The organism is Pseudomonas sp. NPDC088368 (genome assembly GCF_044753445.1).
Taxonomy (GTDB): Bacteria; Pseudomonadota; Gammaproteobacteria; order Pseudomonadales; family Pseudomonadaceae; genus Aquipseudomonas; species Aquipseudomonas bambusae.
The window spans coordinates 45441-59171 of sequence record NZ_JBIVNG010000015.1 but is presented as its reverse complement, the minus strand read 5'-3'; the positions used below and the strand labels follow the sequence as shown (position 1 = coordinate 59171).

Below are 13731 nucleotides of genomic sequence, written 5' to 3'. Positions count from 1 at the left end.
AGAGAACCTTCGTAATGTTTATCGTCGTGGTTGCCAGGAGCTTGAGGGCTTTTCAAAAATTTTTTGCCACCAGAGCGCCACCCCTGCTTTCGACGGGGGTTACACAGCGTTTCGGCGCGATCCTCGCAAGCTTTAATCAAGACGTTAAACCTATGATTACCAACGGGATTCAAGACGGACACGTCGCCTGGACGTGCCCGGTTCAGCGGTTTACCTGAAAAGACCCGCCTTACTGAAGCAGCTTCAACACCGCCGCAGGCAGTTGGTTCGCCTGGGCAAGAATGGCCGTGGAAGCCTGTTGGAGGGTTTGTTGTTTGGTCAGCTCGGCGGTTTCGGCGGCGAAGTCGACGTCTTGAATGCGGCCGCGAGCAGCATCAGTGTTCTCACGCATGCTTTGGAGGTTGGCAACGGTCGAGGTCAGCCTGTTCTGAGCAGCACCCAAACCTGCCCGCGTCGAGGTCACAAGTGCCAACGCTGCATCAACTGCAGACATAGCTGCATCTGCATTAGCGTGAGCATCTGAGGTCGTGGCACCTGACAACGCTAGCGTCGAGGAAGCAACGCTTAAGGAAGCGGCATCAAATTTAGCACTCAGCTCCAAACTGATGCGGTCTGCGGCAGCAGTCCCAGTGCCCACCTGCAATTCCAAAACCCCAGCTGTTCCATCAAGAAGTGGTCGACCGTTAAGTTTCGAGCTTTCAGAAAGGCGCGTCAGTTCATCGCTCATCTTTGCGAATTCGCTATTCATTGCGACGCGTTGATCAGGCCCATTTGTGTCATCACGAGCCTGAACTGCTAACTCTTTCATCCTGATGAGGATCTGGGCCGTTTCGTGAAGAGCTCCCTCCGCCGCCTGAGCGATCGATAATCCATTACTGGCATTTCGAAGCGCCACAGTCTGCCCTCGGATTTCGCTGCTCATCATTGTTGCGAGCTGGAGGCCAGCGGCATCGTCCTTGGCACTGTTGATACGCAACCCCGAAGATAAGCGACTCATTGATGTGCTCAACGCATCGCTGGTGCGGTTGAGTTTGGTTTGGATAGACAACGACGCAATGTTGGTATTTACGGTTAAAGCCATCTGGAATTCCCTCGTTGATAGAAACGGCAGGTTTTCAAAAAGCGGGGAAGTCCATTTCTCCCGGAAAACCTACAACTTCGTTATCGCCTCAGAAAAAGCTGACTTTAGTAAAAATATTTAGGTAACCCTCCTCAAAAGAAGATGCCACCACTACATGTGTAGGACAAAAAGAAATCCAACATAACGAATAGCAAAGGTTTTTTTCCAAAACATGCCGTTCTCAAAAAATATCGCCACCAAGACTGATGGCATCCATTGTAGACACGCAAAAGAAAGTTCCTACATGTCGGTCAGAAATTTCAGCATTGATAATATTTTGCAGGAAGAGTTACGTGATTTTGCGTCACAGCAAAACCACAAATTAATAAATGCGAGATCATCATAATGAAAACAAAAAAAATCGTATCGACCTTAGCATCAAGCGCAATTTTCTTGGTGGCTCAAGCAGCCAACGCGACGGATGTCACGGTCACAATTCGCAATCTCTCAAGTGAAATGATGACAGGATCATCTTCGGACTTTCCTACCCGCCTGGCACCAGGTGAAACAGCCACCGTAAAGCTTAATTTTTTCCACGATACAAGCTATGTGAATGTTAGCTACTCAACAGGCAGTAAGACTTGCCATTTCGCAGGTTCGCATCGAGTCTGGTCGGACACGAGGGTCGAATTTGAGAAGAGCGCTACCTCCAACGACGGAAGAAATAACTGCTACGCGCTGCAATCGGTATATCGCTGGTCATCTCCGTATGACTATGTCCTAACGTTCCAAATGACGGATTGACCGGACAAGAACAGATCAAATGAATGCGTTGGCCGACCAGAGTTTCTCTGTCGGCCAACCAAGCCCATTAATGGCTAAAGGCTCGGCGGAAGGGCTTGGCCGATCAACCCCACAAACTCCACCTCCAACCAATCCGCCACCCCCAACCAGTCCTGCCGTTCCTGACACGTCAGAATCGCACTCAACACCCGCGTCCATTCAGCCTGCTCCGCAGCCGCCCGCGAGGCCATCAACGGCATCGCGTTGTCGATGAGGTCGACCATCTTCAGCGACGCTTCGATGTCGCGCCCCAGGCGGAACAGGCGCGCGCAGTGACGGGCGGTGTCGATGAGGGCTGGGGAGGCGTCGTTCATGCCGGGGTCCAGTTCGGGTCGAAGTCGGTGCCGGCGATGAGTGCGCCGTCGCGGCTGGTGTTGAGGAACATCACTTCAGGGTGCAGCGCGATGTAGCGTTCCAGTTCGATGAGGTAGCTGCGGAAGTTGAGCTGGGTCTTGACCTTGTCACCTCTGCCGTCGAGCACCCAGTGGCGTGCGATGTCGACGTTCGGGCCCAAATGGCCGTCGCCCCAGCCGGTGTGGGTCTTGCCGCCGGGGAAGGCGAAGTCGGCGCCGAACAGAGTGATGCGCGGCGCGCCCATTTTCACCGCGAGGTCGACGGCCGGGTGAATCACGCTGCCGCCCATGTGCAGGCTGCCACGGGGAATCGCTTCGCGGATCACCGAATAGATCGGGCTGCTGGAGTAGCCTCCGTAGCGCGGTCCCTGCCAAGCCTTGAGGACGTCGGCGTCCTGACCGGGGAGGTAGACCAGCGCGATGCCGTCGGAATCGTCGGGCGGCAGGTGACGGGGGGCGATGCGATGGTCGATGCTGACCACCAGGTCCGGCTTGATGCCGAGTTGGCGCAATGACACGTAGGCGGTGTCCACGCAAATGAACACGGGTCGCTCAGCGGCGTGAAACACTTGCGTCAGTCGCGGCAGGTGCTGTTGCAGGCTAGGGCCGGTCGCAATGACAAACACATCACGCCCGCGCTGGCTGCCGAAGAGGTCGGCCACGTCTGCGTCGTTCAGCAGGAGGGCCCTGCCCTGTTCCAGTCGCTGAGCGTTCTCGGGGTTGTCCGGAGCGAAATCCTGATTGGTGAAGCGCACGTGCACTTCACTCACCAGCCGGTCACGAATGCGCGCGCTGCTGTCGTCGGCCAGCACCAGTTCGGCGGGCAACGCAAAGAACGGCAGGCGAATTTCCGCAGCGGCGTCGGCATAGAGCAGGGCCACGCGTGGGTCGGCCAGCCAGTCGTCGTGCTCCAGCAGTTGCAGGACCAGCGCGAACAGCGCGCCGTTGAGGATGTGGACGTGCAACGTTTGCAGGGTGTCGGCGGCCAGCAGCACACGCGGCAAATCGCCCAGGCCAGTGCCGTAGACATGAACATGAGGGCTGTTGGCGGGCAGACTGTCGGCCTGCACCCGCGCTTCGGCGACGCGGTCGTGCCGGCTGGTGAGCTGGACGCCGTTTACGCTGAGCGTCGAGCCTTGGCCTTCGAGCAGTTGCGCAGGCACCGCATCGGTGTTTTCAGCCAGCAGGCGCCGGGCGACGTCGGGCCACCGCCGTTCGATCGCCGCCAGATTGCGCTGGAGAATCTCGCTCATGACAACGTCCCTATCCCACGAGAAGAACAGAATGCAAAACGGCGACGTGAGGGTCAGCGTCGCCGTTTTGTACGTGACTACAGGTCAGGGACGATAAAGGATCGCCGAACCCCACGACAAGCCCACGCCGAAACCACTGATGGCCACGCGCTTCCAGGGCCCGGTGAGCATGTGCTTTTCCAGCAGCAGCGGGATGCTCGACGACACGGTGTTGCCGGTTTCGAGCATGTCCTTGATGAACTTGTCAGCGGACGCGCCCTCTTCAAAACGGCGGGCCACCGCGTCAACGATGGCGGCGCTGCCCTGGTGGATGCAGAACGCGTCGATGTCCGACGCCTGGAGCTCGGAGTCGGTGAGCAATTCGTTGAGGTGTGCGGGCACTTTGACCAGTGCGAAATTGAACACCTGACGGCCGTTCATATAGAAATCGCCGTTGATGGTCTTGAGGAACTCCGCGCCACCGCCGTCGCTGCCGAATTTTGACTTGCCCAGGTGCCACGGCGCGTCTTCGCCCATCCAGGTCGCAGTGGCAGCGTCGCCGAACAGCATGGTGGTGTTGCGGTCTTCGGGATCGACGATCTTCGAATACGGGTCAGCGGTGATCAGCAGGCCGTTCTTCAAGCCCGTGGCTTCCATGAAGCCCTTGATCGCATAGATGCCGTAAACGTAGCCCGAGCAGCCCAGCGAGATGTCGAACGTCGCCACGTTGGTCGACAGACCCAGCTTGTGCTGGACGATGGCGGAGGTGTGCGGCAAGCCTTCTTCGTCGCCGTTCTGAGTCACGACGATCAGCACGTCGATGGCGTCGCGGGACAAGTCGGGGTTGTTGGCGAACAACTGGTTGGCGGCTTCGACGCAGAGGTCGGAGGTTTCCTGGGCGTCTTCCTTGCGGGGCAGAAAAGCAGAACCGATCTTGCCGAGGATGAAGGTTTCATCCTTGCCGAATTTGGCGCCCTGCGCGTAATTGTCGACGCCAGCCTTAGGCACGTAACTCGCTATGCTTTTAATGCCAATCATCATGGCTTCCCAATCAAAATCTGCTGAACATCACCCATCGCTCGAAGGCGGGGCATTGAAATCCGGGGCTCGCAGCCGGAAAACCGGCGACGCAATGGCTCGGGCGACCAGAGAAAGTCTGTGAAATCAGCCTGATGCCATCCTCTTCTGCGAGCACGATACAGTGAAGATGTCCGTTATGACTCACAGGTCACCAAAAGTTTTACAAGCTTTTAGCTGACCGATGAGTGCTGCGCAAGGGTGGATTAGGGTTCAGACAGGCAATTGACATGAAGATGTCACGGCGGTGTGGGCGCGGTGTGTCAGTCAGAACCTATTCGCCACCGTCGTAACCTCGGGAAGCCCCCACAGGGCCTGCGTCGTGCCTGATAGCGGTGGGAGACGCCGGAGGTTACGACGGCAGCGAAAGCGAAGGGACAGTTGCCATCGATAAGTCAGCCCACCACATCCCAGCGCAACGGCGTGCCGCGTTTGACGGCCTGGCGGGCGGTGCGGCCGAGGATGCGGTCGATGTGTTTGGGTGCGAGGCCCAGGCCCGGGCGGATCGCGCGGACGTTGTCTTTGCTGAACGCCTCCCCTTCGGCCATGTCCTTGACCACGTAAAGCGACCGGCGGTAGACCAGCGATTTTTGCTCGGCCTGGGTCGCGCCGTATTGCACATGGCCGAGCCCTTGCCAGGCGCGCTCGGTCTCCGTCACCAGACTGGCCATCTCGGCAGGTTCCAGCGAAAAACTGGCGTCCACGCCCCCGGCTGCCCGGTCGAGGGTGAAGTGTTTTTCGATGACCGTCGCGCCCATGGCCACCGCCGCCACCGACACGCCGACGCCCAGGGTGTGATCGGACAGTCCGACCTGACAGCCGAACAGCCCCGCCAAATGGGGAATGGTGCGAATGTGGCTGTTTTCGGGCGACGCCGGGTAGGTGCTGGTGCATTTGAGCAGCACCAGGTCCTGACACCCGGCCTCCCGGGCGGCGCGCACGGTTTCGTCGAGCTCGGCGATGCTGGCCATGCCCGTGGAAATGATCATCGGTTTGCCGGTAGCCGCCACTTTGCGGATCAGCGGAATGTCGGTGTTTTCGAAGCTGGCGATTTTGTACGACGGGACGTCAAGGCTTTCCAGAAAGTCCACAGCGGTTTCATCGAACGGCGTGGAGAATGCCAACAGCCCCAATTCCTTCGCCCGAGCGAAGATCGGCGCGTGCCATTCCCACGGCGTGTGGGCCTGTTCATACAACGCATACAACGAGGTTCCCGCCCACAGGCTGTTGGGGTCCTTGATGAAAAACTCGCCCTCGGCGATGTCGAGCGTCATGGTGTCGGCGGTGTAGGTCTGCAACTTCAGCGCATGGGCGCCAGCCTTCGCGGCGGCCTCGACAATGCGCAACGCCTGCTCCAGCGACTGGTTATGGTTGCCGCTCATCTCCGCGATGATGAACGGCGGCGCGTCGTGACCAAGGGTTCTGGGGCCAATCTTGAAAGCCTTCATGGGTCGTTCACTCACTGAAAAGGGGTCATGGCCCGACTGCGCCGAAAAGCGCGTCCGCCAGCCGTTGCGCGCCGCAGCCGTCCACCAGCGCCCGTGAGCGTTCAGCGAACGCCCGACGTTGCGGCGCGTCGTCGATCAGTCGGGCAATCGCCTCGACCAATCGCTGCGGTTCCAACTGTTCATGGGGGCCGAGGTAGAGGTGTATGCCCGCCTCAGCCAGCAGCTGTGCATTGAGCTGTTGATTGTTCGCCACCGAAATACAGATCGTCGGCAACCCCAGCGCGGCGCGTTCCCAAGTGGTGCCGCCGCCTGCGCCAATGAACAGGTCCGCCTGCTGCATTCGCTCGAAAAAATCGACGACCAGCGTGTGCAAACGCCAGTTCGGGTGCGCCTCCGCCAGCGCGCTCATCGCAGCCCACTCGGGGTTATGCAGCCCGGCGACGACATCCACGTGCAGATCATCGAAGCCCTGTAATGCCAACAACGTGGCGTACACCTGACGCGCCGCATCGAACCCGCCAAAGTTGACCAGCACCCGCTTCACCTTCGGCTTGATCACGATGGGCTGGCACTGGAATTCGTCACGCAACAGGGCGAACCGGGGGCCGAGAAACGTCTGGCAATCGCGGTCCACCCACTGGGCGTAAGCCCCCTGCACGGCGTGAGCGGAAAAATTCTGGTCGAGCAAGAGGTCCACGGCGTGAGGCCGATTGGCCAGGTCGTCGATGGCCATCAAGCGCCGGGCGAAACGCCGCGCCGCACGCTCCCACTGCGCATCCAGCCCGTAGTGATCGACAATCAGCCAATCGAAGCGCGGCGCCTGCGCAACGGCATCGGCAAGGGCATTGACGTCGGCCTGCCACGGCAAACGCGCCTCGATGTCCGCGCCGCTCTGCTCGTGCGGATAACGCTCGGGTAAGCCGTGGGCGACGTAGCCTTGGTCGCGCAGTCGTTGCAGCAAATGGCCGGGCAACGCCCGGCAGGCAAACACCACCTCGGCGCCGCCTTTGCGCAGGACATTGGCCAGCGTCAGGCAGCGGGCGATGTGGCCGCTGCCGATGGCGATGGACGCGTCGGCGCGAATCAGCACTCTCACGGCTCGATTTCCCCGCCCGCCTTGAGCGCCGCATAGAGGTATTCAGCGCGCAGCCAGTCTTCTTCGTCGTCGATGTCCTGGACCAGATGCCGAGGCAGGATCACCGGCAGGCTCCGGGGCGAAAACATCACGTCGCCTCGCAGCCACGCCTCACTGCGTCCCCAGTAAAACTGACCGGCATCTTGATACGCCGCTGGCAAATCCTGGGAGCGTACGTGGCGGAACTCGGGGTGCATGGCGTCGACGCTGCCGTCATCGTTGAGCTTAAGGGCGCGTTGAACGGGGAATCCGAAACTGCACACCGAAAATGCAAAGGCCTTGTCCGGCGCCGCCTGCAACGCCTCGAACCCTTTGCGCAAAAAACGCGGCTGCAACAGCGGCGCTGTGGCATAAACGCAGCAGGTGTAATCGTAGCGCCGGTCCAGCGTGCGGATCGCGTGTTGCACCACCGGTCCGGTCCCGGTGAAGGCATCGGACAGCTCCGCCGGACGCAGGAACGGCACGTCAGCGCCGTGTTGACGCACTATGTCGGCGATTTCTTCGTCGTCGGTGCTGACAATCACGCGGTCGAACAGGCCGCTTTTCAACGCAGCGCGAATCGAGCCGACGATCATCGGTTCGCCGTTGAACAACTTCAGGTTCTTGCGCGGGATGCGCTGACTGCCGCCCCGGGCAGGAATCACAGCGAGCGCGGTCATCGTTGCGGACCTTGACCGTCAGCGAGCAAACGCCGCAAGTGATCGACCACGTAGTCCTGCTGCTCGTCGGTCATGGCCGGGTACATCGGCAGGCTGATGGCCTGGGCGTAATAAGCCTCGGCTTCGGGGAAATCACCAGGCTTGAAGCCGAGGTCGCGGTAATACGGCTGCAAGTGGACCGGGATGTAATGCACATTGACGCCGATGCCCGCTGCGCGCAGGCCTTCGAACACGTCGCGATGGCTGACGCTCAAGCCCTCGGTCTGCACCCGCACGACATACAGATGCCACGCCGATTCGGCGTCGGGCTGAAGGGTCGGCAAGGTCAGCGGCAGATCGCCGAGCAGAGTTTGATACTGGGCCACCAGCGCACGACGGCGCGCCAGAAAACCCTCCAGTTTGTCCAGTTGCGAAAGGCCCAGCGCCGCCTGCATGTCAGTGATGCGGTAGTTGAACCCCAGTTCGACCTGCTGGTAATACCAAGGGCCGTGGCTCGGTTCGTCCATCTGCGCCGGGTCGCGGGTCATGCCGTGGCTGCGCAGACGCCGCAAGCGCTCGGCCAGCTCGGGGCGGTTGGTCAGCACCAGTCCGCCCTCCCCGGTGGTGACGATTTTGACCGGATGGAAGCTGAACACGGTCATGTCGGCGTATTCGCCGCAACCCACCGGGCGACCGGCGTAGCGGGCACCTACGGCGTGAGACGCGTCTTCGATGACCACGAACCCATAGCGTCGCGACAGCTCGCGGATCGCCCGCATGTCACAGCTCTGTCCCGAAAACGCCACCGCCACCAGCACCTTCGGCAGCGTGCCCTCGCCTTCGGCGATCTTCAGTTTCTGCGCCAGCGCGTCGGCATCGAGGTTCCAGGTCAACGGGTCGATGTCGACGAAGTCCACATTAGCCCCGCAATAACGACCGCAGTTGGCCGACGCCAGAAAGGTGTTGGGGCTGGTCCAGAGCCAGTCGCCCTCCCCCAATCCCGCCGCCAGACAGGCGATGTGCAGGGCCGCCGTGGCATTGCACACCGCCACGCCAAAACCTGCCTCGCAGCGCACCGCCATCGCCGCTTCGAAGCGTTCGATGGTCGGACCCTGGGTCAGCCAGTCCGATTTGAGCACCTCGACCACGGCGTCAATGTCCGCCTGATCGAGGCTCTGACGGCCGTACGGAATCATGGCTGGATGTCGGCGTGCAGTTGGCTGATCTGCGCCACCGACATGAAGTCCGGGTTGGTGTCGGAGCGGTATTCGAACTCATCGGCCACAGGGCGGCCCTTTTCACCGGTGGCGTCGGTGGTGAAATCGGTGTCCATGCTGTTGAAGCGAATCGACGGCACGATGGTGTAGTGATCCTTGAACTCCAGTGTCATGCGAGCGTCGTCCTGGGGCACCATCAGTTCGTGCAGTTTTTCACCGGGACGAATGCCCACCAGCTTGTGCGGCAGATCGACGGCCATGGCCTTCGCGAGATCGACGATGTGCACCGACGGGATCTTCGGCACGAACACTTCGCCGCCGTGCATGCGCGCGAAGCTCTGCATCACGAAATCCACACCGTGATCCAGGGTGATCCAGAAGCGGGTCATGCGCGGATCGGTGATCGGCAGTTCCGTGGCGCCCTCGGCGATCAGCTTCTTGAAGAACGGCACGATCGAGCCTCGGGACCCGGCAACGTTGCCATAGCGCACCACGGAAAAACGCGTCTGCTCTTCACCGCCGATGTTGTTGGCGGCGACGAACAGTTTGTCCGAGAGCAGCTTGGTGGCGCCGTACAGGTTGATAGGGCTGGCCGCCTTGTCGGTGGACAGCGCGATGACTTTTTTCACCCCGTTGGCGATGGCCGCCGAGATGATGTTTTCCGCGCCATTGACGTTAGTGCGAATGAACTCGGTGGGGTTGTATTCCGCTGCGGGCACATGCTTGAGCGCCGCCGCATGAACCACGTAGTCGATGCCGCGCATGCCCTGGTGCAAGCGCTCGGCATCGCGCACGTCGCCCAGGAAATAGCGCATGCAGGGCGCATTGAATTCCTGCTGCATTTCGTATTGCTTGAGCTCATCGCGGGAAAACACCACCACGCGCCGGGGCTGATAGCGCTCCAGCAGCGTGCGGATGAATACGCGACCGAACGAACCGGTCGCGCCCGAGATAAACACTGATTTGCCGTTGAACATGACGATGTCCTTTACGTGATGCCCTAAGCGAGCAACTGCGCCCAATTCACCGGGGCCGGCGCTGCCAGGGTAAACCCTTTACCCGTCAGGGACAGGTTGCGGTTGTAGGCAAGGTCATGGGCGAACGAAGCGGCCCATTTGTCTTTGAGCGCCGCCAATGCGCCGGGCGCATCAAGCACGGTGCCCGGATGAACGATCTGCACGTGAGGGGTCCATACGGTCAGGTAGCCCGCCTGCCCCACCTTCAGGCACAGGTCGACATCGGCAAAGCCTTGCGCGAACTGCTCTTCATCCAGACCACCGACAGCGTCGAACAGTTCTTTGCGCACCATCAGGCACGTCGCTGAAACGGCGCTGTAGTTCTGTTCCACCAGCAAGCGCTGCAAGTAGCCGTGGGCATCTTTCTCCTCGCCAACGAAGGGTGAACCCACGCCGCCGTTCATGCCCAGAATCAGGCCCGCCTGAGTCAGCTTGCCGACGCTGTCGATCGATTTGGCGCCGACGATGCCCACCTCGGGCCGCAGGCCGCCGTTGAGCAAAGTGCCCAGCCAGTTCGGGTTAACGATTTCGGCGTTGGCGGCCAGCAGCACCAGGTACTCGCCCTGGGCCTGACGGGCCGCCGCGTTGAGTTGCGCAGGCCCTGTGCGGTCGCCGTCGTCACGGATGACGCGCAGGCGGCTCGACGCTTTCTCGCGGCTGGCAAGCCAGTCCAGCATCGCGGCGCTGGTGCCTTGATGCACCGGCACCAACACTTCATACGCGCTGTAGCGCGTGCGCTGCAGGATACTCGTGACCGAGCGTTGCAAGGCGTCCAGGTCGTCAGCGCCATGCAGGATGATCGACACCTGCGGACGTGCGCTGTGCTGATAATCGATCTGCAGCGTGCCGCCCTCACCGAAGGTGACCAGCGCCTTGTAGCCGCGCGCGCCCAGATGACGGACCAGCGCCATGCGCTCATGGGGGTTATCTGCCAGCTGCGGCGCGTCGCTGATCAGCAGCGGCTCATCCAGATGGGCCAGACCGCCCAGGCCGCCCTGCTCGATGACTTTGAGCAGCAGGTCGAATTCCAGCGCGTTCTTGAAGTCGGCGGAATAGCCGCCCGCTTCGATGAACACCTCACGCCGGATCAGCCAGTGCCGGGCCATCCCGGTCGGCGAGCCTTGCAGCAAGTCCAGGTTGACGCCCGGTCGGAACTGATGGATCAGCGCGCCGTTGGACTGACGCAGGATTTCATCGGCGCACACCGCACGAATGCCGTCGGCGCCGAGCAATTCCAGGCCCGCCCGCAACAGGCCGGACGCGGTGAACTGATCGCCGACTTCAGCAAGCATGACCCAGTCGCTGGTCATCTGGCGCACGGCCTGATTGAGTTTGTCGACGTAGTTGCTGGCGCTGACCTTGACGAAATGCAGCGTGTTGCTGAAGGTCGTCGACGTGGGCGGCTCGGCGGTGGTGAACACGACCACGCGAAAGGCCTTGTTGTGCCCTTCGACCAAGCTGTCGAGCGTCACTTGCAGCTTGTCCATGTCGCCTTCCAGGTCCAGCAACAGCAGACCGAACACGGGCCCGCCATCTTTCCCGGCCAGGTACCGGCCAATCGCCGACGCTTCAGCGGCGTCAGGGTTACGGGCAGGGAGCCAGTTCAGAAGCTTGCCCGAGGGCATGGCCTCAAGCCGGCGAAGGCTGTCGTAGTCGGGGGCTGCCGCGAGCCGTTCGGCCCAGGCAGTCATCAGCGGTGCCTCCTCGGCGTCCTGCTCGGTCAGCAGTTGCGCCAGGCGCTTGACCACACGCCTGTTGAACGCGTTCAGGTCCATCGCCGCCCACAGGCGGTTGATCACGGTGTCCGGCACATCGTTGGCGTGGGTCGCCAAAAGCGCTTCCTGACGCACCCAGATGCCTTCGAGTTCGTCCAGTTGCGCATACCCGGCAGGCATGGCGTGCAACAGGAATTCCTGAGCCGTCAGCTGATCGAAAAAGGCCTGGTTGTAGAACGGCATTTCCACGTATTGATGCAGGCCGAACAGACGGGTTGGCTGGCCTTGGAAGTCGGTCCACGTGGAATTGAAAATATGCTCCGCCGTCAGTGAGTTCCGGCTGCGCAGGCTTTCGGCCAAGGTGTCGAAGCTGTCCAGCGTAAGCGCTCTTGCCGCCTGGGCAGGCACGCCGAACAGCGGCGCCGCGACGTCGGCCAGGAACCCGGCGAAGGCTTCCCGCTCGGCGACGGTGGCCGCGTCCACTCCGGCCAGCTTGGTGTAGATCTCGGTGTTGTGTTCGGAGCGGCCGATGTTGATTTCGCGCACAACATAAGGGATCGGCAGCACCCGCGCCTTGCCCCGGGCCAGCAGGTAATACACGTGGCCGACTTCCTGCCACTCGAACGCCGTACCGGCGGGCATGGTGTCGTACCAGTCGCGGATCACCGAGGTGCGGGTCACGGCGTAGAACGGCGGCAGGTACTGGCTGAAGTAATCGTGGATACGGTCCTGGGCCTGCTCGCTGTCGTAATCCTCTTGGACTTTCTTGTCCCGACGCAAGTAATGCACCTTGTTGCCGTGAGACGAATACATCAGGCAGTAGCCATGGCACATGCCGTAATCGGCGTGGGCTTCGAGAAAGTTCACGCTGTCGGACAGCGCTTCATGCACGACGAAATCATCGTCCGCAGCGAACACCATGTACGGCGTCGTCACCTGCTTCACGCCGAAATCGAGCTTGGCCTGAACGCCCCAATAGCTGTATTCGGGCAGGTGCCGGTAGTCGACGTGGGGGAAGCGGGTGTCCTCGGCATCGAGCGCCTGCGCCGACGAATCCAGGACCAGAATCTTGCACGGCAGACTGCCGTAATAGTGCAAGGCACGGCGCAGGAACGCCGGGCGCTCGTGGGTCATCAAGACCATGGTCAGCAGGGCGTCAAGCGGTGCTGCTGCTTCGAAATGTTTATCGCCTTTCATGTCTCTTTCCTACTACCGGCGGCTCAAATGGCGTGATGGATCGGGTGCGGTTCAGCGTACGCGACGCAGGTAGCCGTCAGGTGCCACGGTGATCAACAGCTTGTGATCGACGGCAGAGTCGATCTGGAAATCGTCGTTTTCCTTCAGGTAGGCCCACACGGCGGTCTTCGGGTTGTCGCCCTTGCCCCACGGACGATCCGGAAACGCATCTTCCGGCATGTCTTCGACCACGGTGTCCATCACCACGCAGTAGCTGCCCACCGCCACCATCGGTGCATACAGCCGAAGCTCTTCGAGTACGTGTTCATGGGTGTGGTTGGAGTCCAGCACCACCAGCACTTTCTTGCCGGCGACGCGCTCGCGCACCTGATTGACGATAGCGCTGTCGATGCTCGAGCCTTGGATCAGGCTGACGCGGCGGCTCATCGGATGGGCTTCGATGGCTTCACGGTTGTGGGCGCGGATGTCGATGTCGATGCCGATCACTTCACCGTGGCCGATCAGTTCGAGCATCGAAGCGTAGAACAGGATCGAGCCGCCGTGGGCGATGCCGGTCTCGACGATCACGTCCGGGCGCACGCTCCAGATGATTTCCTGCATGGCCATCATGTCTTGCGGGTACTGAATGACCGGACGGCCCATCCACGAAAAGTGATAGCTGTAGCGGTGCCGGGCCGACACGTCGAAAAAGTCGCGGGACAGGCGAGCCAGTTCCGGGTCTTTGCCCTGTGCCGCGATCTCGGCCTGGCCTTCTTCTTCGAAAATTTGCGCGGGAGTCTTTGCCATGGGTAGTGCCTCGT

12 protein-coding genes are annotated in these 13731 nt (G+C 61.0%); 1 reads left to right on the top strand and 11 read right to left on the bottom strand.

What is annotated here, in order from left to right:
- Window positions 1-229: 229 nt before the first annotated feature.
- On the bottom strand, window positions 230-1081 hold the full coding sequence (locus ACIQAL_RS27895) for a flagellin domain-containing protein (protein WP_401151141.1): 852 nt from the start codon (window positions 1079-1081) through the stop codon (window positions 230-232).
- A gap of 384 nt (window positions 1082-1465) precedes the next feature.
- Between ACIQAL_RS27895 and ACIQAL_RS27890 the strand changes: the two genes are divergently transcribed.
- Entirely contained in the window at window positions 1466-1864 is a 399-nt protein-coding gene (locus ACIQAL_RS27890) for a hypothetical protein (RefSeq protein ID WP_166598006.1), read from the top strand.
- A gap of 74 nt (window positions 1865-1938) precedes the next feature.
- Here ACIQAL_RS27890 and ACIQAL_RS27885 read toward each other — a convergent pair whose 3' ends face one another.
- The 10 genes from ACIQAL_RS27885 to ACIQAL_RS27840 form a co-directional block, all read right to left on the bottom strand.
- Window positions 1939-2217: a hypothetical protein gene (locus ACIQAL_RS27885; protein ID WP_401151138.1), complete on the bottom strand. Its 279-nt coding sequence runs from the start codon at window positions 2215-2217 to the stop codon at window positions 1939-1941.
- Complete coding sequence (locus ACIQAL_RS27880) at window positions 2214-3509, bottom strand: motility associated factor glycosyltransferase family protein (RefSeq protein WP_401151135.1); 1296 nt, start codon at window positions 3507-3509, stop codon at window positions 2214-2216. Before ACIQAL_RS27880 ends, ACIQAL_RS27885 begins: the two co-directional genes overlap by 4 nt.
- A gap of 84 nt (window positions 3510-3593) precedes the next feature.
- Window positions 3594-4526 carry a ketoacyl-ACP synthase III gene (locus ACIQAL_RS27875; protein ID WP_401151133.1) on the bottom strand — a complete coding sequence of 311 codons (933 nt, stop codon included), beginning with the start codon at window positions 4524-4526 and terminating at the stop codon, window positions 3594-3596.
- Window positions 4527-4960: 434 nt separating this feature from the next.
- Window positions 4961-6013: a pseudaminic acid synthase gene (pseI, locus tag ACIQAL_RS27870; protein WP_401151130.1), complete on the bottom strand. Its 1053-nt coding sequence runs from the start codon at window positions 6011-6013 to the stop codon at window positions 4961-4963.
- A 25-nt stretch (window positions 6014-6038) separates the two neighbouring features.
- The gene (gene pseG, locus ACIQAL_RS27865; RefSeq protein WP_401151127.1) at window positions 6039-7109 is read right to left on the bottom strand and encodes a UDP-2,4-diacetamido-2,4,6-trideoxy-beta-L-altropyranose hydrolase; all 1071 of its coding nucleotides are present in this window, start codon (window positions 7107-7109) and stop codon (window positions 6039-6041) included.
- Window positions 7106-7807: a pseudaminic acid cytidylyltransferase gene (pseF, locus tag ACIQAL_RS27860; RefSeq protein WP_401151125.1), complete on the bottom strand. Its 702-nt coding sequence runs from the start codon at window positions 7805-7807 to the stop codon at window positions 7106-7108. Before pseF ends, pseG begins: the two co-directional genes overlap by 4 nt.
- Window positions 7804-8982 (bottom strand): UDP-4-amino-4,6-dideoxy-N-acetyl-beta-L-altrosamine transaminase, encoded by a 1179-nt coding sequence (pseC, locus tag ACIQAL_RS27855; protein WP_401151123.1) that lies wholly within the window; start codon window positions 8980-8982, stop codon window positions 7804-7806. The genes pseF and pseC overlap by 4 nt, the downstream gene beginning before the upstream one ends.
- A complete protein-coding gene (pseB, locus tag ACIQAL_RS27850; RefSeq protein ID WP_401151120.1) occupies window positions 8979-9980 on the bottom strand; it encodes a UDP-N-acetylglucosamine 4,6-dehydratase (inverting) in 1002 nt (333 codons plus the stop codon). Before pseB ends, pseC begins: the two co-directional genes overlap by 4 nt.
- 23 nt (window positions 9981-10003) lie before the next feature.
- Entirely contained in the window at window positions 10004-12931 is a 2928-nt protein-coding gene (locus tag ACIQAL_RS27845) for a TIGR00180 family glycosyltransferase (protein WP_401151117.1), read from the bottom strand.
- A gap of 51 nt (window positions 12932-12982) precedes the next feature.
- Window positions 12983-13717 (bottom strand): cephalosporin hydroxylase family protein, encoded by a 735-nt coding sequence (locus tag ACIQAL_RS27840; RefSeq protein WP_401151115.1) that lies wholly within the window; start codon window positions 13715-13717, stop codon window positions 12983-12985.
- Between the last annotated feature and the right edge of the window lie 14 nt (window positions 13718-13731).

Excerpts from the sequence above, each read along its gene's own strand:
- ACIQAL_RS27895 (WP_401151141.1), bottom strand. The coding sequence starts at position 1,081 with ATGGCTTTAACCGTAAATACCAACATTGCGTCGTTGTCTATCCAAACC.
- ACIQAL_RS27890 (WP_166598006.1), top strand. The coding sequence starts at position 1,466 with ATGAAAACAAAAAAAATCGTATCGACCTTAGCATCAAGCGCAATTTTC.
- ACIQAL_RS27885 (WP_401151138.1), bottom strand. The coding sequence starts at position 2,217 with ATGAACGACGCCTCCCCAGCCCTCATCGACACCGCCCGTCACTGCGCG.
- ACIQAL_RS27880 (WP_401151135.1), bottom strand. The coding sequence starts at position 3,509 with ATGAGCGAGATTCTCCAGCGCAATCTGGCGGCGATCGAACGGCGGTGG.
- ACIQAL_RS27875 (WP_401151133.1), bottom strand. The coding sequence starts at position 4,526 with ATGATTGGCATTAAAAGCATAGCGAGTTACGTGCCTAAGGCTGGCGTC.
- pseI (WP_401151130.1), bottom strand. The coding sequence starts at position 6,013 with ATGAAGGCTTTCAAGATTGGCCCCAGAACCCTTGGTCACGACGCGCCG.
- pseF (WP_401151125.1), bottom strand. The coding sequence starts at position 7,807 with ATGACCGCGCTCGCTGTGATTCCTGCCCGGGGCGGCAGTCAGCGCATC.
- pseC (WP_401151123.1), bottom strand. The coding sequence starts at position 8,982 with ATGATTCCGTACGGCCGTCAGAGCCTCGATCAGGCGGACATTGACGCC.
- pseB (WP_401151120.1), bottom strand. The coding sequence starts at position 9,980 with ATGTTCAACGGCAAATCAGTGTTTATCTCGGGCGCGACCGGTTCGTTC.
- ACIQAL_RS27845 (WP_401151117.1), bottom strand. The coding sequence starts at position 12,931 with ATGAAAGGCGATAAACATTTCGAAGCAGCAGCACCGCTTGACGCCCTG.
- ACIQAL_RS27840 (WP_401151115.1), bottom strand. The coding sequence starts at position 13,717 with ATGGCAAAGACTCCCGCGCAAATTTTCGAAGAAGAAGGCCAGGCCGAG.